Below are 17,328 nucleotides of genomic sequence, written 5' to 3'. Positions count from 1 at the left end.
AGCCCGCTACATGGGACGGCGGCCGCGCCCGCGGCCGCATAACCAGGAGACACATCGATGGCATCATCCCTGCGCCCCGCCCGGGGCCGCCGCGCATGGCTCGTGCGCGGCCTGGCCGGCATGCTGGCCGCCGGCTCGCTGGCCGTACCACTCACTGCCGGCGCCGAGACCTGGCCGGCGCGGCCGATCCAGCTGCTGATTCCCTACCCGCCTGGCGGCAGCGCCGACCTGCTGGCGCGCCCGGTGGCCGCCAAGCTGCAGGAGAAGCTGGGCCAGCCGGTGGTGCTCGACTACCGGCCCGGCGCCGGCGGCACCATCGCCACGCAGGCGCTGGCGCGCGCCAAGCCGGACGGGTACACGCTGATCATGGTGCTGGCCGCGCATGCCATCAATGCGAGCCTCTATCCCAAGCTGCCGTACGACACCCGCAAGGACTTCGCGCCGGTGTCGCTGGTGGCCAACCTGCCGATGATCCTGGCCGGCAGCTCGTCGCTGCGCGCGAACAACGTGCAAGAGCTGATCGCGGAGGCCAGGGCCAATCCCGGCAAGCTGACCTTCGCCTCGGCCGGCAACGGCAACACCGGCCACCTGGCGGGCGAGTTGTTCGATTCCGTGGCCGGCATCAAGATGACCCATGTCCCGTACAAGGGAAGCGCGCAGGTGGTGACGGCGATGCTGTCGGGCGAGGTCCAGCTGACCTTCGACAGCATCTCCACCACGCTGCCGCACGTGAAGAGCGGCAAGCTGCGCGCGCTGGCGGTGACCGGCAGCCAGCGCGCCGCGGTCGCGCCCGACGTGCCGACGCTGGCCGAAGCCGGCGTGCCGGGCATCAGCATCACCGGCTGGTATGCGGTGCTGGCGCCGGCCGGCACGCCGCAGCCGGTGGTCGACCGCCTCAGCACCGAGATCGCCACGGTGCTGCGCCAGCCCGACCTGAAGGCCACGCTGGCAACCAACGGCTATGAACCGGTCGGCTCCACGCCCGCCGCGCTGCGCACGCATATCGATGCCGAGATCAACCGCTGGAACAAGGTCGTGAAGGACTCCGGCGCGCAGATACAGTAACCGCTTCCCGGCGGGCGCCGCCATGCCGGTGCCCGCTCCGTTTTTGCGAGATGAACTTGCCAACATGACCCAGACGACCACCCAGCCCGCCGCGCTCACCCGCCCTTTCACCACCATGTCCGTGCTCGTGCGCGAGCATGCCACCGAACGGCCCACACAGCACGCGCTGATGCATGACGGCCGCGTGCTCGACTATGCCGGGCTGGACGCCGCCATGGACCGCATCGCCGCGGCGCTGGCGCGCGACAACGTGAGCCCGGGCGAGGCCATCGCGATCTGCGCGAACTCGTCGATCGAGTATGCGGCGGTCTACCTGGGCGCGGTGCGCGCGGGCGTGGTGGTGGCGCCGCTGGCACCGTCGTCGACACCGGAAAGCCTGGCCGGCATGGCCGCCGACGCGGGCGCGCGCATCCTCTTTACCGATGCGGCGGTCGCTGCCGCATTGCAGCCGGTGCGCGCGCAGCTTGCAGGCACGCCCATCGTCACGCTCGATGGCAGCGACGCTGGGCAGCCCTATGCTGACTGGCTCGCCCCCGCCGGCACGCCGGTGCAGGAGCCCGAAATCCTCCCGGAAATGCCGCTGAACATCATCTATTCGTCCGGCACCACCGGCAAGCCCAAGGGCATCGTGCAGTCGCACGGCATGCGCTGGGCGCACGTGTCGCGCGGCGCGGCCACGGGCTACGGCACCGACGCGGTCACGCTGCTGTCGACGCCGCTGTACTCCAACACCACACTGGCCAGCTTCTTCCCGACCATCGGCCTGGGCGGCACGGCGATCCTGATGGCCAAGTTCGATGCGGGCAAGTACCTGGCGCTGGCGCAGCAGCACCGCGTCACGCACACCATGCTGGTGCCGGTGCAATACCAGCGCCTGCTGGCGCATCCGGACTTCGATAGTCATGACCTGTCGTCCTTCCGGCAGAAGTTCTGCACCAGCGCGCCGTTCAGCCCGGCACTGAAGGCCGAGGTGCTGCGCCGCTGGCCGGGCGGGCTGACCGAGCTGTACGGCATGACCGAAGGCGGCGGCAGTTGCCTGCTCCACGCGCACCAGTTCCCCGACAAGCTGCACACCGTGGGCCGTCCCGCGCCGAACGCCGACATCCGCATCATCGACGACGAAGGCCGCGAGTTGCCGCCGGGCAGCACCGGCGAAGTGGTCGGCCGTTCGCCGGCCATGATGAACGGCTACCACAACCAGCCGGAGAAGACCGCCGAGACCGAATGGTTCGATGCGCAGGGCAACCGCTTCATCCGCACCGGCGATATCGGCCGTTTCGATGAAGACGGCTTCCTGGTGCTGGTCGACCGCAAGAAGGACATGATCATCTCGGGCGGCTTCAATATCTATCCGAGCGATATCGAGGCGGTGGTGCGCGAGCACCCCGCGGTCGCCGAGGTGTCGGTGGTCGGCGTGCCGTCGGAGCGTTGGGGCGAGACGCCGGTGGGCTTCGTCGCGCTGCGCGCGGGTAGCGGCGCCACGGCACAGGACGTGCTCGCCTGGGCCAACGAGCGCCTGGGCAAGACCCAGCGGCTGGCGGAGTTGCATGTGGTCGACAGCCTGCCGCGCAGCGCCATCGGCAAGGTGCTCAAGCGCGAATTGCGCGACCGGCTGACGCAGGCATAAGCGCCATCCAAAGCATGCTGACGCGGTGCGCGCAGCACAATCGCAGAAAGTTTGCGAAGGTGCTTGCGCAATCGCGGAGGCATCCCTATAATTCGCGGCTTCGCTAGGCTCGTAGCTCAGCTGGTTAGAGCACCACCTTGACATGGTGGGGGTCGTTGGTTCGAGTCCAATCGAGCCTACCAACGCACAAAGGAAACGGACGGTACGCAATCGCGCACCGTCCGTTTTTCTTTTCCGAGCGGCAATGTCAGGCGCTGATGCCGAACTCCGCCAGCACCGCTTCGGTGTGCTGACCCAGCGTGGGCGCATCGCCCTCGGGCCGCGTCATGCCTGCCATGCCCGGCAGGTTGGCCCACGGCACCTCGCCAATCCCGTCCAGCCTCAAGCGGCCGAAAACCCCCGCCTGCCGGCATTGCGCGCTCCGCAGGAACTCGCTTGCGTGGCTGACGCGGCCAAACAGCACGTCATGCTCGGTCAGCAGCGCTTCCCAATGTGCGAGCGGCTGCGCGGCCACCGCCTGCGCCACGCGCCGGTTCAGTTCCGCCGCGCGCGGCAGCCGGCCGGCACTGGTGCGCAGCGCGGCATCGTCGAGCCAGTCGTCAAAGCCCAGCACGCGCGCCAGCCGCACGAACATCGCGTCGTTGAGCATGCTGATGTAGAGCATGCCGTCCGCCGCCGAGAACAATCCCGTCGGCGCATTGGCCGCCGCCATTTCGGCGTCGGGAAACATGGCATCGTCCACCAGCAGGTATGACTGCAGCGCCGCGCTGGTTTCCAGCAGCGACAGCTTCACGTGGCGCCCCTTGCCATGGCGCGCGGCCTTGAACAACGCCGCGCATGCATGCTGGGCGGCATACAGCCCGGTGCTCAGATCGATCAGGAAGAACGGGATACGCCGCGGCTGGCCCGCGCCGTCGCGGTTCAGGTGCATCAGCCCGCTGACCGCCTGGACCGTGGTATCGACCGCCGGCAGTGCCGCCATCGGGCCGGCATGGCCGTAGCCGGAGATCGACACATAGACCAGCGCCGGGTTGCGCGCCGCCAGCGCCTCGTAGCCCACGCCCATGCGCTCGGCCACGCCGGGGCGGAAGTTCTGGATCACCACGTCGGCACGCTCCGCCAGGCGTGCAATGGCGGCGCGGCCGCTGTCGGTGCGCGCATCCAGCAGCACGCTCTCCTTGCCGGCGTTGCACGCGACCGCGATCGCGGTCTGGCCGGCGCGGATGCGGCCCATGTTGCGCGACCAGTCGCCGCCGGGCGGCTCCACCTTGATCACGCGCGCGCCCTGCTGGCGCAGCACCAGTCCGCAGTAGGGGCCGGCGATCCCCTGGCTCAGGTCGAGCACCGTCAGGCCGTCGAGCAGCGCGGCGTCTTGTTCGGCTTTCATGTCGTCCTCCGCATTTCAGATATCCAGCATGACCTTGCCGATCGCCCGGCGCGACATCGTGGTGTCGACCGCCGCCAGCCAGTCGCGCAGCGGGAAGTGCTGCAGCACGGGCGGCGCCAGCTTGCCGCTCGCCACCGCCTGCATGATCTGCTCGACCACCTGCTGCACGCGCGGCGCCAAGCGCTGGCGTTCATCGGTCAGTCCCCAGCCGATGTAGTAGCCGTAGTTGAAGCCGATCATCGACAGGTTCTTGACCAGCAGCAGGTTGGCCGGCACTTCCGGGATACGCCCACTGGCGTAGCCGATCGACAGCAGCCGCGCGCCCGGCGCCGCGCAGCGCAGCGAGGCATCGAACAGGTCGCCGCCGACCGGATCGAACACCACGTCGACCCCGCCCGCCGGGCACAGCGCCTTCACCGAGGCCGCCAGCGTGGCCGCGTCGGCAGGCAGCGCATGCGCCGCGCCATTGCCCAGTGCCGCCTCGCGCTTGGCGTCGGTGCTGGCGGTGGCGATCACGCGCGCGCCCATCAGCTTGCCCACCTGCACGGCCGCCGTGCCGAGCGCGCCGCTGGCGCCGTGCACCAGCATGGTCTCGCCGGGTTGCAGCGCGGCGCGCCACGCTAACGCGGCCCACACGGTGCCGTAGGTAACCGGAAGTGCCGCGGCGTGCGCCAGTGCAAGACCATCCGGCACCGGATAGACCGTGTCGGCGGTCGTCACGACTTCTTCGGCAAAACCGCCCCAGTCCAGCGCCGCCGCCACGCGCTGCCCAACGCGCAGCCGCGTCACGTCCGGCGCGACCTCAAGGATCTCCCCGGCCGCTTCCGTGCCGGGCGTGAACGGCAGCGGCGGCTTGCGCTGGTACTTGCCCGACACGAACAGGCTCAGCGCAAAGCCGACGCCGGCGTGCCGCACGCGGATGCGCACCTGTCCCGGCCCGAGCGGCTGGCGCGGGATGCGTTGCAGTTCCAGTTCGCTCCAGTGGCACCAGCGCGAACAGACCAGCCCCAGGTAATCGTCCTCTTGCATCGTCAGTCCAGTCATTCCAGCGTGATGCCGACATCGCGGATGATGCGGCTCCATTTGTCGCGGTCGCTCTTCAGCACCGCGGCGAAGGCTTCCGGTGTGTTGCCCACCGGCACCAGGTTCAGGTCCTGCATCTTCTTTGCGATCTCCGGCATGCGCACAATGCGAGCGACTTCGCGCGACAGTGCCTCGATCCGCGCCTTCGGCACGCCGGCCGGGAACAGCAGGCCCATCCACGCATCCGGCTCGAAGCCCTGGTAGCCCGCCTCGCGGAAGGTTGGCACCCTGGGCAGCAGCGCCGAGCGCTCGGCGCCGGCCATCGCCACCGGGATCAGCTTGCCGCCCTGCAGCAGCGGCATCGCCGTTCCCACCGCGATGAAGCCGATCTTCACGTGGCCGGCGGCCAGGTCGGTCGCCAGCGGCGCACCGCCCTTGTAGGCCACGTGCTCCATCTGCAGGCCGGCCTCGCGCTTGAGCAGTTCGCCGAGGATGTGGCCGGTCGTGCCGGCGCCATAGGAACCATACGGGTACTTGCCGGGATTGGCCTTGACCAGCGCCACCAGCTCAGGCAGCGTGCGCGCCGGAAAGTCCGGCGACACGGCCAGGATGGTCGACGAGATCGCGACCTCGCTGACCGGCGCGAAATCGGCGATCGGGTCGTAGCCGATGCGCGGGTACAGCGACGGGTTCTGCACGTGCGCGGTAAAGGTCAGCAGCGCGGTATAGCCATCCTTCGCGGCGCGCGCGACGTGCTTGGTGCCGGTGGTGGTCCCTGCGCCGGGCTTGTTGTCGACGATGACCGGCTGGCCCCAGGCCCTGGTCAGTTCCTGCCCGATCAGCCGGGCGACCGCGTCGTTGACATTGCCTGCCACCGACGGCACCACGATGGTCAGCGGGCGCGATGGATACGGTTCGGCGCCGGGGGCGGCATCGGCGGCGTGCGCCGTGGCTGCGGTTGTGGCCACGGTTGTGGCTGCAAGGGCGCCCAGCATGATGGCGGGCATGGCGGCGCGCAGCCGCGAGCGGAGGGTCGGCATGGTTGGTGTCTCCTGTCCTGGCTCCCTTCTGTGATGCCCGCCAGCCGCTGGCGATGCGAGGGATGCCAGCGCAGTCTATGGCATCGGCCGCGCCCCGCCGATTCCCGCTCGGCGCAAGGCGAGTCCTGCCAGGCATGGCGCGGCCGGAACCTGGGGTGCGGTGACGCAGCGCATGGGCATACCGGCGCTACAATGGCCCGCTCCGCCCCCAGCGCGCCCCATTACCCGGTACCCGGTACGTCCCATGCGATTCGAGGATCTTGAAGCCTTCCTGGTAGTCAGCGAACATGGCAACCTGCATCGCGCGGCCGACACGCTCGGCATGACCCAGTCCGGCCTGTCCAAGACGCTGGCGCGGCTGGAGGGCGAGGCCGGCATGCCGCTGTTCGAGCGCACCCCGCGCGGGCTGGTGCCGACCAGCGTCGGCAAGACGCTGCTGGCGCATGCGCGCAGGATCTCGCTGGCGGCAGCCGACCTGCGCAATGAACTGGCCGAGCAGCGGCTGGCGCGCGCCGGCACGGTACGGCTCGGCGCCATTCCTTACCTGGTGCCGTCGCTGCTGTCGCCGCTGCTGGCGCAGTTCTTCGTCAGCCGCCCGCTGGCCGTGTTCTCGATCGAGACGCACCTGAGCGCGCGCCTGATGGCGATGCTGCAGAACGGCGACGCCGACCTGATCCTTGCGGCGCGCCCGGCCAGCGTGCCGGAAGACATCGACTGGCTGCCGCTGGGGCCGCTGACCATGCAGATCGTCTGCCGCAGCGCACATCCGCGCCGCGGCAGCTTCCGCACGCTGGCCGACCTGACCGAAGAGCGCTGGGCGGTGCCGGCCAGCTCGCTGTACCTGCGCCAATGGCTGGAGGAACGATTCACCTCGGTGGGGCTGCCGCCGCCGCGCGTGGCGGTGGAAAGCACGGCCTCGCCGGTCGCGTTCGGCGAGTTGCTGCGGCACTCGGACCTGCTCGGCATCATGCCGCCGCGCATCCTGAAGCAGGCGGAGGGACAGGGATTGCAGGCGATCGCCGGGCCCGGCATGTCGTGGCAGCACGAACTGGCGGTGCTGTGGCGCGCCGGCGGCTACCTGTCGCCGATCTGCCAGGACTTCCGTGATGCGGTGGTCAAGTGGTGCGAGGAGACCGAAATCTGAGCGTCGCCCGGCTCAGGGTACCCACCAGTAGCGGGTGATATGGAAGAACACCGGCGCGGCGAACACCACCGAGTCGAGCCGGTCCAGCATGCCGCCGTGGCCCTGGATCATGTGGCCCCAGTCCTTGATGCCGCGGTCGCGCTTGATCGCCGACATCACCAGCCCGCCCAGGAAGCCCATCAGCGCGATGGCCAGCGCAATCAGTCCGGCCTGCCACGGCGTGAACGGCGTGATCCACCACAGCGCCGCACCCAGCGCAGTGGCACTTGCCACGCCGCCGACAAACCCTTCCACCGTCTTCGACGGCGACAGCAGCGGCGCGATCTTGCGCTTGCCGCACAGCTTGCCCCATACGTACTGCAGCACGTCGCTGCCCTGCACCACGATCACCAGGAAGGCGATCAGCAGCAGGTTGCGGCCTTCGAAGCCCGGGATCGGCAACGTCAGCAGCGCCGGCACGTGCGAGATGCAGAACACGCAGATCATCACCGCCCATTGCACCCCGGCGCAGCGCTCCAGGAAGCGCGTGGTCTCGGACGACAGCGCCGCCAGGATCGGCAGGAACAGGAAGGCGTAGACCGGGATCAGGATCGAGAACATGCCGTACCAGCCGATGTAGACCAGCACATACTGCAGCGGCAGGAATACGAAAAAGGCGGCGACGATGGCGCGATGGTCGCCGCGGCGCGTGGTGGTGATGGTGACGAACTCGCGCAGCGCGAAGAACGACAGCAGGTAGAACAGCACGATCACCGCGGTGCGGCCCAGCGCGAAGGCCACGCCCATGACGCCGATCATCCACCACCAGGCGTTGACGCGCTGCGCGAGGTTGTCGATTACCGCATGCTGCCCGCCCCCGGCCACGCGCCAGCGCAGCAGCACGGTCACGGTGGACGCCAGCAACAGCACGGCAAACAGGCCGCCGAACAGCAGTCCGGTCTCATGGTCCCAGTGCACCGCAGGCAGGGTCGGGATGGTTGGCATGGTCATCTTTCCGCTATCGGTCCGCCATCAGTCCAGTTCGGGGGCCAGCGCGAGCAGGCCCCCGCGGCAGCGGGACAGGAAGCTCTCCTTGTCCTCGCCGTCGGCCACCAGCACGGGCTGGCCGAAGGTCACGGTGCATAGCAGCGGCACCGGCACGACCTCGCCCTTGGGCATGACGCGGTTGAGGTTGTCGATCCAGACCGGCACGAACTCCACCTCCGGACAAGCGCGCGCCAGGTGGTAGATGCCGCTCTTGAACGGCAGCAGCCGCGCATCGGTGGTGTTACGGGTGCCCTCGGGGAACAGGATCAGCGAATCGCCGCCTTCCAGCGCGCCACGCATCAGTGCCACCGGGTCATTGCCCGGATCGCTGCGCGTGCGGTCGATCAGCAACGCGCGGAATACGTCGCGGCCGATAAAGCGCCGCAGCGGCGAGCGGTCCCAGTAATCGGCGCCGGCCACCGGGCGCGTGCCGGTGCGCAGGTCGGGCGGCAGGCAGCCCCAGATCAGCACGAAGTCGCCATGGCTGCTGTGGTTGGCAAAGTACACGCGCTGCACCGCGGCCGGGATGCAGCCCTGCCAGTTGGCGCGCATGCCGGTCAGCAGGCGGGCGAAAGCGATGATGGCGCGCGCGGTGGCACGGGCGATCCACATGGTGTTGTTTACCTCAGCAGCAAGATCAGCAGGGACAGGCACAGCTGGACTGCGGCCAGTACCAGGCTGGCGCGCACCAGCCGCATCGCGCCGCGTGCGCGTTCGGGCAGCGGGCGGCCAGTGCGCTCGGATGCGATCCAGCCCAGTCCGGTCAGCGCGCCGTCGAGTCCGGCCAGGTCCGCCTGGCCTGTCTGGACGTTGGGGTCGGCCGAAGCGGCCAGCGCGTCGAACAGGCGCCGGTCAATCGCCACGCGCAGCAGCAGCCAGAGCTGGGCCAGCGCCACCAGCAACGGCAGTGCAGACAGTGCCGGGCTGGCGGACATCCAGACGGATGCCAGCGCGAAGGCCAGTCCGACCACGCCGATCCAGAGCGCACCGGACAGCGCGCCGGTGACGGCGTGCGCGATCCAGGCCTCCGAGGAACTGCTGCGTGCGCCATCAGCGGCCATCGGCAGCCTCCGCTGTCGGATACTGGTCCAGCCATGCCTGCAGCGCGGCGGCGTGCTCATGCCCCAGCACCACCGCGGGCCGGTGCGCGCGCAAAGCGGCCAGTGCCGCCGGCGCGTCGCGCAGTCCCTGCCTGCGCGCCATCCATGCGGCAGCCACCAGCGCGCTGCGCGAATATCCCAGCGCGCAGCTCACCATTATCCGGCGTCCTTGCGCGTGCCATGCGTCGAGTTGCGCCACGGCCTGCTCCAGTTGCCGCGCGGTCGGCACGGTCAGATCCAGCACCGGCACGCAGCGATAGGCCAGCCCGGGACCAGAGGCGGCGCGCGGCAGTTCGGCGCTAAGGTCGACCACAGCATCGGCGCCCAATGCGCGCAGTTCGGCACCGGTCGGGAAGCGGCCGACCCAGACGCCGTCGGCGATGCGGCTGGCCTGCGGCGCGCGCCGGGTCCACCAGCGCGAATTCAGGAACGCGCCGAGCAGGTATGGCGCCAGCACCCAGCGTGCCGCCCGCGCCATCGTGCCGTCTGCATGCTTCAGGAACCAGGCCGGCGCGGCCAGCGCGTAGATGCGCGCAACGCAGGCCAGCGCCAGCGCGGCCCACAGCAGCAGGAACGCCAGCGTCACGGACAATGCCACCGCCAGTACCGCACACAGCAGTGCCACGACCGCGCCAACCGCATAGCGCCGCGAAAGCTGGCGCGTGCGCGCATCGGGCAAGCCCGCCGCAACCTCCGGCAGCCGCATCGGGAACAGGTAAACGCACAGCCAGCCAACCAGCGCCCCGGTCGGCACGTCGATCAGGTGATGCTGCCATGTGGTCAGCACCGACACGCCGATCAGCGCGAACCAGCCATGCAGCAGCCAGCGCCATCCGCCGCGCAGGTGCGCCGCGTACGCGACCCACAGGATCACCAGCAGGCTGATATGCAGCGACGGCGCCTGGTTGAACGGCAGGTCGAAGCCACCCAGCAGCGCGAACAGCCGCCCCGGCAGCCCCTCCGCCTGCGGCCGCTCGAAGCTGAAGCGCAGCGGGAAGGCGATAAAGCACGCCACCGAGACCAGCTGCGCCAGCACCAGCCGCCTGACGTGCGTGACCAGTGCCGCCCGCGTTTGCCACAGGAAGAAGGAGATGCCGTACAGCAGGTCGATCGACCAGTACGGGATGATGGTCCACGGCAGGAACGGGATGCCGCGTTCCCAGCCGAAATAGACCGTTGGCACCTGCGCGCGCTGGCTCGCGAGCCAGTTGGCGAAGCCGTAGCTGGAAAAGAAAAACGCGCCGGCCAGCGCCAGCAGCAGGCAGGCCAAACCCCAGGGACGTTCACCCGTGGGGGCCGCGGCAGCCGCGTCGGCGGGCAGCGTGCTCATGCTTCGCGCCTGCGCGCCAGGCTGACGGTGAAGATGCCCCACGGGTCGATGCGCTGGGTCACCTTGTCGAAGCCGGCGGCGCGCACCAGTTCGTCCATCTCGGCCTGCGAACGGCGCCGCATCACCCAGGCGGCGCCGCCGCGGTGGCTGGTCAGCGCGCGGGCGATGAATTCGAGCTGCGGATGCCAGGGCTGGCCGGTGTAGACCAGGTAGCCCCCAGGCGGCACCGCGCGCGCCAGCCCTTCCAGCGAGCGGCGCACCATCGCATTTTCCGGGAACAGCTCGTACAGGCCCGATACCACGGCCAGCGTCGGCGCCGGGGCCAGCGCTGCCAGGCTGTCACCGTCGAAGGCATCGCCCTGTTCGAAGCGGGCGACTCCCTGCAGTCCCTTGGCGGCGATCAGCGCCCTGCCCTGTTCGACATTGAGCTGGCTGTAGTCGCGCAGCAGGATCGATTCGACCGCCCCGGCGCCGCCGTCCAGCGCACCCAGCGCCTCCAGCACATAGCGCCCGTGCCCGGCGGCGATATCGACCATGCGCACCGGCATGCCGGCCGCACGCAGCCGCCGCACGGCCTCGGCGATCAGCGCTTCGGCGTGGACCTTGCGCTGGCGGATGCCGCGCCAGCCGATGGCGCCGAGGTATTGCGCGTCAGCCATCCGGCCCAGCGGGCCGCGTCCCGACGGCATATTGCGGTAGACGTAGTCGAGCGTCGAGCCCGAGTCGAAACCGGTCTCATGCCCGAGCCGCACGCCGTCCGACAGCATCCCGCCGAGCTTCAGGTTGGCACGCGCCGCGCGCCAGTACCAGGCCGCCAGCCCGCCCGGCGCGGACGCCAGCCGGTCCGACTCTTCCCGGAACGGGCCGATCAGGTCGGCCTCCAGCAGCGAGCGCGGCGGCGACGGCGTGTCGAACTCGCGCACGATAAAGCGCCGCGCCGCGTCCACGGCCAGCTTGCGGTCGCGCTCGCCCAGCGTGTCGTGGAAAAACCCCTCCAGCACGATGCGTTCCTTGGTGCGCGCGCCCAGCCGCTCGTAGAAGCGGTCCTGCGGCCCGCGGTGCACGACCCAGTCGGCGCCGGAGATCAGCAGCTGCGTCGGCACCGTGATTGCGGCGGCATCGGCGACGATGCGTTCCGCGGTCTCGTACAGGTCGAGCAGGATATTGACCGCGATCGGCCGCGTGATCAGCGGATCGGTGTCATAACTGGCGATGCGCCCGGGATCGTGCGTCAGGAACTTCGCCTTGACGTAGCTGTTGACGAAGAACCTGCCGCGCAGCCGGTGCATCAGCTTCAGTCCCGGCCGCGCGAACGGCACGTACAGCTTGACCTTGAAGGCCGGCGAGGCGAGCACCAGCGCGCGGAGCGGCGGCGCGTAGTCGTGCACCCACGTGGCGGCCAGCACCGCCCCGACGCTTTGCGCAATGACCGCGGTATGCTCAAGCGGGATGCCGTGCGCCTCGGCGATATGCTGGGTAAACGTCTGGATATCGCGCACCGAATCCGCCAGGCAGGGGCTGTAGCCACGCTCGCCGGGCGAGCGGCCGTGGCCACGCGCGTCCCAGGCGAAGATGTCGTAGCCCGGCAGGTTCAGTTCGTCGGCCAGGTGGGCGACACGCCCGGAATGCTCGTGGCCGCGGTGGAACAGCACCACGGCGCCACGCGCCGGGCCCTCCACCGCAGGCCAGTGGCGGTAGAACAGCGCCTGGCCGTCATGGGTCTGGAAATGCCGCTCCTGCGGCTGGCGGATAGCGGCTCGGTCCATGGCTTCAGCCTGCGGTGCGGGCACGCGCCTCGGCAACGCCGCGGCGCACGCGATTGGCAATGGTGTAAAGCGACAGCAAGGACAGCGCCAGCCACAACCAGGAAGCGGCAGCGCCGAAGCCCAGCCCCAGCCCCGCCCACAGTGCGATGGCCCCGACCGCGAAAGCACGGTCGCTCTTGCCAAGCGGGCCGTCGTAGCGCCGGCTGGCGCCGGCAAGGGGCCCGACCAGGCCGGCGGCCTCGGCCATCACCGCCAGCAGCGCAAAGGTGCCGACCTGCGCCAGCCCGAAATCCGGCAGCGCCGCCAGCGGCAGGATCAGCGCCAAGTCCGAGACGATGTCGCCAAGTTCGTTGAGGTAGGCGCCGAGCGCGCTCTGCTGGCCGTGCTCGCGCGCGAGCATGCCGTCGATGGCATTGAGCGCCATGCGCAGGAACAGCCAGAGGGGAAACAGCAGGAACAGCGCCGGGCTCTCGGTCACCAGCATGCCGATGGCAGCCAGCACGCCGACCGCGAGAGAGCCGGCAGCCGCGGCGATCGTGACCTGGTTGGCGGTGGCGCCGCGATGGGCCAGGTCCTGCACCACCGGGCGCAGCCATGCCTGGAACCTGGGCTTGAGTTCGTAGAGCGTCATCGCGCCGGCCTCCCGCCGAGCTGATGCCGGAAGCGGCGCCGCGCGCCTTGCCGGTGCCGGCGCTTGCGCTGCGCCGCTGGCCGGCCGGGGACCCCCTTCCGTCTTGTTCTTGGTGGCGTTTCTTGTAACGTTTCGTTGTGACTGCCCGGCCCGCACTGACGCCCAGACCAGCGGTGCCTTTGACGGCACTCTACAGCCAAGTCCGAGACATTACCAGAAGCGGCTTGCGCCCTGTACTGAACGATTTCGAATGCGAGATACGGTCCCGCTACGGCCAAAACCAGGCCGAGCTCAGGCCGCGGCCAGCGTGCTGCGCACGGCGTCGGTCACTTGCGTCACCACGCCGTCGCGCCAGTCGTCGGCGTCGCCATAGAAGGCCCGCCACATCGCCTGGCGCACCAGCGCGCGCTGGTTCTCGTCCGCTTCGGGATGCCGGTGCAGCCAGTGGTCGCCACGCAGCGCGTCCAGCACCTCGCCCACTGGCAGCGTGCCGAATTCCAGCGCGATGCCGGCATAGTCGATCCCCGGCAGTGTCTGGGGCACCGCACGCCAGGCCAGCCCGGTCAGGTTGGCCGAGGTCGACGAGCCGTCATAGATCGACGTCACGCGGCTGCCCCAGATGGCGCGCGTGCGCGTCAGCGACTCGGGCGTGTCCGGGCCCATGTGGATCGGCTCGCCATAGCCCCACGGCCCCAGGCCGGTGTGCACGTCGATCCAGCGCAGCGTCTCGCGCCCGGCGCCGAAGCGCGCCAGGATGCGGCATAGCGTGTAGTTGCTCCAGGTCGCCTTGGTGCCGCCGAAGAACATGCCGTCCGGGTCCTGGTACTGGCCGCCGCTCAGCGCGGCCTGGTACCACGCCATGCCGCGCTCGGCCACGGTCTTCATCAGCTGAGCCTGGTCGGCGTCGGATGGCGGCCACTGCGCCGGCAGCAGCAGCGGCGCAATCTCCGCATAGGGCCCGTTGTACGGCAGCGGCTGCGAGAAGTCCATGAAGTTGCGGTTCAGGTCGACGTTGTCTTCGTTGACCCGGCGCAGATGCGAGAAACCGTAGGGATTGATGGCATGGACCAGCAGCAGGCTGGTGCCCGCGGCGGCGCAATCTGCGAGCAGCGCGGTGTCGTTCAGCATCGCAATCTGCACGCCGGAGCCCGCGAAGCCCTCGGCGCCATGGGTGCCGGAAGTCACCATCAGGCACTGCCGCGCGCCGGGCGGGCCCACCTGCGCCACGTCGATCGCCAGGTCCTCGCCGGCGCTGCCGCGGCGGGTCGGATGCGGGAACTGCGCCAGGTCTGCCCCGGCCGCGCGCGCGGCATCGAGGAACTTCTGGCGGGCTTCGGCGTAGCTGCGCGAAAAAGGACTCATGGCGTCACCGGCGGATGGCGATGCAGGCCATTAGACGCCATTTCCACCGGTTCTGCCAGTTGCGCCGAATGGGTAGCTAGAACAGCGAGCCGTTCGGATCGGGTGGCGCCGAAGCGGCCGGGACCGCCCGGCTTGCCGCTTCCGCCGCGGCGCCCCAGATGCCGGGCGAGGTAAAGGCCTGCGGATGCATCTCGATCCCTGCCGCGGCCAACTGGCTGGCAGTCAGCACCAGGTGGCGCGCCAGCCAGTCATGCAGGCCTCGCAGGAAGCGGATGTTGTCGACGCTGTTGGAGGCGGCGATCAGCCGCTCCAGCTTGACATGGGCCGTATAGACGTCGAGCAGGTTGGTGGCGCGCAGCCGCGGCGGCGTGCTGGGCGCGCGCTCGATCGCCAGGATGCGGCGCACCTGCGCAGTGGCCACGTCGCCGGTACGCAGGTATTGCTCGTAGACCGGGTCAAGCGCGGGAAAGCGCACGGTGGGCTGCACGCGCGGCACGGCGGCCACTTTTTCCATGCGCAGCACCAGGTAACGGATAGCGGCAAGGCGCTCGGCCGCCGCGTTCTCCGCCGCGCTGCGCCGTCCGCGCCGGACGCCGGCGGGGATGGGATCGGGCAAGGCCGAGCGCGGCACCACGTCGCGCCCGGTGTAGTCCGGCACCTGCAGAAGCAACCCGGGATGCGCCACCGCGGCGCGGGCGCAGTCTTCGCCGAACGGATACTCATGCCCGGCGGCGTCGCGCAGGATATAGGCCTGTCCGTGCGGGAAACCGTGGTGCCGGCGGCTGTTGCCGCGCGCATGGCAACGGGTGTCCAAGTCGACGAAGTCCTTGCGTACGGGGATCCAGCCCCCGTCGTGTGCCTGGGTCATGCGAATGCGTAGTGCCGGGTTGGCTGGGTTGGCTGCGGACCCGCTATTGTCGCCGATCCGGAGGATCCGCTGCCGGCAGGCGCTACTTCAGCATGAACGACATCGCCGACAGGCAGTTGAGCATGCGTACCGCGGCCTGCACGGAGTCGGCCTGGAAGCCCAGGGTCACGCCGTCCAGGCGCTCCAGCGTCGGCCACTGGCAGAACAGGTCGGCATGGGCCGGCGTCAGGGTCTGCAGCCTGGTGCTCACCGGCGCTTCGAGCCGCAGGCATTGCGCCTGCGCCGCGCCGCGCACGCCCTCGGCCACGGCCGCCTGGATCGCCTCGCGCGCCGCCGCCGGCGACAGCGTGGTGCCGCTGCCGAAGCCGCCGGCACGCTTGGTCTCGGCAAAGCGCGCCCACGGCATCAGCGGCCGGGTTTCCTGCACGAAGACGTCGTCACCGCTGGCCATCAGCACCGGCACGCCCAGTTCCCCGGCCAGCGCGCCGTAGAGACCGGCCTCGCCAAGTTCCATGCCGTTAAGCCAGACCCGGGCGAAGGCGCCGCTGTTGATGGTGTGCGCCAGCACGCCGCGGCTCTGCGCGCGGCCGTGGTAGCCGATCATCAGCACGCCGTCGGCACCGTCCTCGATGCCGGCCATCATGCCGAGGTAGCGCGGCTTGCCGAGCACCAGCCGCGCGCGCGGGTCGATCTGGTCCGGCAGCAGGTTGCGGAAGCCGCCATGCGAGTCGTTGACCAGCACTTCGGTGGCGCCGCCGGCAAAGGCGCCGGCGACGGCGGCATTGGCCTCGGCGCTCATCCAGGCGCGGGCGCGTTCATATTCGCCGCTGCCGGGGCGGGTCTGCTCGGCGTGGAAGACGCCGGCGACGCCCTCGATATCGGTGGAAATCAGGATCTTCATCAGGCGGATTGGCGCAGTTCTGGCATGACCTCCAGCAAGGCGCGGCGGGCATGGCCGTCGCGGCCCTGCACCGTCGCCGCATGCCAGAGCGCATGGACGATGGCCTGCTCGACACTGTCCGCGGCGGCGCGGAACAGCGGGTCGAGCAGCGTTTCGTGGAGCATGGCGACCGCAGGCATCGCGCGGTCGGCCTGGTGCGGGACGGTATAGGCGGTCGAGAAGGCGAGCGCGATATCGCCCGAGCCGTGCCCGAACACCGAGCCGGTGCGCGCCAGCCCCGCACCCGCGCGCAGCGACATCCGGCGCAGCTGGCGTGCGTCCAGCGGCGCGTCGGTGGCCACGACCATGATGATCGAGCCTTTTTCAGGCAGCGGCGGCTGCGCCACCGCGTCGGGCTGCGCCAGGCGCTGCGCCAGCTGCGGCCCGACCAGCCTGCCCGCCAGCGTCAGCGACTCCGGCGTGCCGAAATTTGCCAGCACCAGCGCGCCGACACGATAGCCCTGCGCGATGCGCGATGCCGTGCCGATGCCGCCCTTGACGCCGAACGACGACATGCCGCGCCCGGCGCCGATCGCGCCCTGCGCGACGTCCTGGCCGGCAGCGGCCAGCGCCGCGTCATAGTGGCTACCGTCCACTGCCATGCGCTGGATATCGTTCAGGTAGCCGTCATTGCATTCGAACACCAGCGGATTGACCGTCGGCCATGCGCGTCCGATCTCCGGGTTGGCGGCGACGGCGGCACGGATCTGCGCCTGCGCCATGGCGCCGACCGAGAAGGTGTTGGTCAGCGCAACCGGCGTCTCCAGCACGCCCAGTTCGTCCAGCTGCACCAGCCCCACGCTCTTGCCGAAGCCGTTAAGCACGGTGGCCGCCGCGGGCACCTTGTCGCGATACAGGTCACCGCCGTGCGGGCGGATCACGGTGACGCCGGTCTGCACCGCATCCTGCGCCAGCGTGCAGTGGCCCACGGTCACCCCTGGCACGTCGGCGATGCTGTCGCGCTGCCCGGCCGGCAGGCTGCCGATACGCGGCACGCCCTGCGTCGATGTCTGCATGGC

16 protein-coding genes and 1 tRNA gene are annotated in these 17,328 nt (G+C 70.0%); 4 read left to right on the top strand and 13 right to left on the bottom strand.

Annotated elements, in window-relative coordinates:
- The first annotated feature begins 57 nt into the window (after positions 1-57).
- The 3 genes from K309_RS0107430 to K309_RS0107420 all read left to right on the top strand — a co-directional run bounded on the left by K309_RS0107430 (position 58) and on the right by K309_RS0107420 (position 2,874).
- Complete coding sequence (locus K309_RS0107430; protein WP_029045832.1) at positions 58-1,065, top strand: tripartite tricarboxylate transporter substrate binding protein; 1,008 nt, start codon at positions 58-60, stop codon at positions 1,063-1,065.
- A 64-nt stretch (positions 1,066-1,129) separates the two neighbouring features.
- Positions 1,130-2,692 carry a class I adenylate-forming enzyme family protein gene (locus tag K309_RS0107425; protein WP_029045831.1) on the top strand — a complete coding sequence of 521 codons (1,563 nt, stop codon included), beginning with the start codon at positions 1,130-1,132 and terminating at the stop codon, positions 2,690-2,692.
- A gap of 105 nt (positions 2,693-2,797) precedes the next feature.
- Positions 2,798-2,874: transfer RNA gene (locus K309_RS0107420), tRNA-Val, on the top strand.
- Positions 2,875-2,939: 65 nt separating this feature from the next.
- Here K309_RS0107420 and K309_RS0107415 read toward each other — a convergent pair.
- From K309_RS0107415 to K309_RS0107405, 3 genes are read right to left on the bottom strand one after another with little or no spacing between them, the layout of a single operon-like run.
- A complete protein-coding gene (locus K309_RS0107415) occupies positions 2,940-4,079 on the bottom strand; it encodes a CaiB/BaiF CoA transferase family protein (RefSeq protein ID WP_029045830.1) in 1,140 nt (379 codons plus the stop codon).
- A 15-nt stretch (positions 4,080-4,094) separates the two neighbouring features.
- Entirely contained in the window at positions 4,095-5,108 is a 1,014-nt protein-coding gene (locus K309_RS0107410) for an NADPH:quinone oxidoreductase family protein (protein ID WP_029045829.1), read from the bottom strand.
- An 11-nt stretch (positions 5,109-5,119) separates the two neighbouring features.
- Entirely contained in the window at positions 5,120-6,142 is a 1,023-nt protein-coding gene (locus K309_RS0107405) for a tripartite tricarboxylate transporter substrate binding protein (RefSeq protein ID WP_029045828.1), read from the bottom strand.
- Positions 6,143-6,386: 244 nt separating this feature from the next.
- On the opposite strand from K309_RS0107405, the gene K309_RS0107400 reads away from it, so the two are divergent.
- On the top strand, positions 6,387-7,286 hold the full coding sequence (locus tag K309_RS0107400; RefSeq protein ID WP_029045827.1) for a LysR family transcriptional regulator: 900 nt from the start codon (positions 6,387-6,389) through the stop codon (positions 7,284-7,286).
- A 12-nt stretch (positions 7,287-7,298) separates the two neighbouring features.
- On the opposite strand, the gene K309_RS0107395 is transcribed toward K309_RS0107400, so the two are convergent.
- The 10 genes from K309_RS0107395 to K309_RS0107350 all read right to left on the bottom strand — a co-directional run bounded on the left by K309_RS0107395 (position 7,299) and on the right by K309_RS0107350 (position 17,325).
- Positions 7,299-8,270, bottom strand: coding sequence for a phosphatidate cytidylyltransferase (locus K309_RS0107395; RefSeq protein ID WP_051320384.1), 972 nt, complete (start codon positions 8,268-8,270; stop codon positions 7,299-7,301).
- A 27-nt stretch (positions 8,271-8,297) separates the two neighbouring features.
- A complete protein-coding gene (locus tag K309_RS0107390; RefSeq protein ID WP_029045825.1) occupies positions 8,298-8,924 on the bottom strand; it encodes a lysophospholipid acyltransferase family protein in 627 nt (208 codons plus the stop codon).
- A gap of 8 nt (positions 8,925-8,932) precedes the next feature.
- Positions 8,933-9,373 (bottom strand): hypothetical protein, encoded by a 441-nt coding sequence (locus tag K309_RS0107385; RefSeq protein ID WP_029045824.1) that lies wholly within the window; start codon positions 9,371-9,373, stop codon positions 8,933-8,935.
- Positions 9,363-10,742, bottom strand: a complete 1,380-nt coding sequence (locus tag K309_RS0107380) for a phosphatase PAP2/dual specificity phosphatase family protein (RefSeq protein WP_029045823.1) — start codon at positions 10,740-10,742, stop codon at positions 9,363-9,365. Before K309_RS0107380 ends, K309_RS0107385 begins: the two co-directional genes overlap by 11 nt.
- Positions 10,739-12,508, bottom strand: a complete 1,770-nt coding sequence (locus tag K309_RS0107375; protein ID WP_029045822.1) for a bifunctional alpha/beta hydrolase/class I SAM-dependent methyltransferase — start codon at positions 12,506-12,508, stop codon at positions 10,739-10,741. Before K309_RS0107375 ends, K309_RS0107380 begins: the two co-directional genes overlap by 4 nt.
- A 4-nt stretch (positions 12,509-12,512) precedes the next feature.
- Positions 12,513-13,139 carry a CDP-alcohol phosphatidyltransferase family protein gene (locus tag K309_RS0107370; RefSeq protein ID WP_029045821.1) on the bottom strand — a complete coding sequence of 209 codons (627 nt, stop codon included), beginning with the start codon at positions 13,137-13,139 and terminating at the stop codon, positions 12,513-12,515.
- A gap of 291 nt (positions 13,140-13,430) precedes the next feature.
- A complete protein-coding gene (locus K309_RS0107365) occupies positions 13,431-14,501 on the bottom strand; it encodes a M14 family metallopeptidase (RefSeq protein ID WP_029045820.1) in 1,071 nt (356 codons plus the stop codon).
- Positions 14,502-14,577: 76 nt separating this feature from the next.
- A complete protein-coding gene (locus K309_RS0107360) occupies positions 14,578-15,369 on the bottom strand; it encodes a hypothetical protein (RefSeq protein ID WP_029045819.1) in 792 nt (263 codons plus the stop codon).
- A gap of 82 nt (positions 15,370-15,451) precedes the next feature.
- On the bottom strand, positions 15,452-16,270 hold the full coding sequence (locus tag K309_RS0107355) for a M55 family metallopeptidase (protein ID WP_029045818.1): 819 nt from the start codon (positions 16,268-16,270) through the stop codon (positions 15,452-15,454).
- Positions 16,270-17,325 (bottom strand): DmpA family aminopeptidase, encoded by a 1,056-nt coding sequence (locus tag K309_RS0107350; RefSeq protein WP_029045817.1) that lies wholly within the window; start codon positions 17,323-17,325, stop codon positions 16,270-16,272. The genes K309_RS0107355 and K309_RS0107350 overlap by 1 nt, the downstream gene beginning before the upstream one ends.
- Between the last annotated feature and the right edge of the window lie 3 nt (positions 17,326-17,328).

This window comes from Cupriavidus phytohabitans, assembly GCF_000426345.1.
Taxonomy (GTDB): Bacteria; Pseudomonadota; Gammaproteobacteria; order Burkholderiales; family Burkholderiaceae; genus Cupriavidus.
This window is presented reverse-complemented; position numbering and strand designations above follow the sequence as displayed.

Excerpts from the sequence above, each read along its gene's own strand:
- K309_RS0107430 (WP_029045832.1), top strand. The coding sequence starts at position 58 with ATGGCATCATCCCTGCGCCCCGCCCGGGGCCGCCGCGCATGGCTCGTG.
- K309_RS0107425 (WP_029045831.1), top strand. The coding sequence starts at position 1,130 with ATGACCCAGACGACCACCCAGCCCGCCGCGCTCACCCGCCCTTTCACC.
- K309_RS0107415 (WP_029045830.1), bottom strand. The coding sequence starts at position 4,079 with ATGAAAGCCGAACAAGACGCCGCGCTGCTCGACGGCCTGACGGTGCTC.
- K309_RS0107410 (WP_029045829.1), bottom strand. The coding sequence starts at position 5,108 with ATGCAAGAGGACGATTACCTGGGGCTGGTCTGTTCGCGCTGGTGCCAC.
- K309_RS0107405 (WP_029045828.1), bottom strand. The coding sequence starts at position 6,142 with ATGCCGACCCTCCGCTCGCGGCTGCGCGCCGCCATGCCCGCCATCATG.
- K309_RS0107400 (WP_029045827.1), top strand. The coding sequence starts at position 6,387 with ATGCGATTCGAGGATCTTGAAGCCTTCCTGGTAGTCAGCGAACATGGC.
- K309_RS0107395 (WP_051320384.1), bottom strand. The coding sequence starts at position 8,270 with ATGCCAACCATCCCGACCCTGCCTGCGGTGCACTGGGACCATGAGACC.
- K309_RS0107390 (WP_029045825.1), bottom strand. The coding sequence starts at position 8,924 with ATGTGGATCGCCCGTGCCACCGCGCGCGCCATCATCGCTTTCGCCCGC.
- K309_RS0107385 (WP_029045824.1), bottom strand. The coding sequence starts at position 9,373 with ATGGCCGCTGATGGCGCACGCAGCAGTTCCTCGGAGGCCTGGATCGCG.
- K309_RS0107380 (WP_029045823.1), bottom strand. The coding sequence starts at position 10,742 with ATGAGCACGCTGCCCGCCGACGCGGCTGCCGCGGCCCCCACGGGTGAA.
- K309_RS0107375 (WP_029045822.1), bottom strand. The coding sequence starts at position 12,508 with ATGGACCGAGCCGCTATCCGCCAGCCGCAGGAGCGGCATTTCCAGACC.
- K309_RS0107370 (WP_029045821.1), bottom strand. The coding sequence starts at position 13,139 with ATGACGCTCTACGAACTCAAGCCCAGGTTCCAGGCATGGCTGCGCCCG.
- K309_RS0107365 (WP_029045820.1), bottom strand. The coding sequence starts at position 14,501 with ATGAGTCCTTTTTCGCGCAGCTACGCCGAAGCCCGCCAGAAGTTCCTC.
- K309_RS0107360 (WP_029045819.1), bottom strand. The coding sequence starts at position 15,369 with ATGACCCAGGCACACGACGGGGGCTGGATCCCCGTACGCAAGGACTTC.
- K309_RS0107355 (WP_029045818.1), bottom strand. The coding sequence starts at position 16,270 with ATGAAGATCCTGATTTCCACCGATATCGAGGGCGTCGCCGGCGTCTTC.
- K309_RS0107350 (WP_029045817.1), bottom strand. The coding sequence starts at position 17,325 with ATGCAGACATCGACGCAGGGCGTGCCGCGTATCGGCAGCCTGCCGGCC.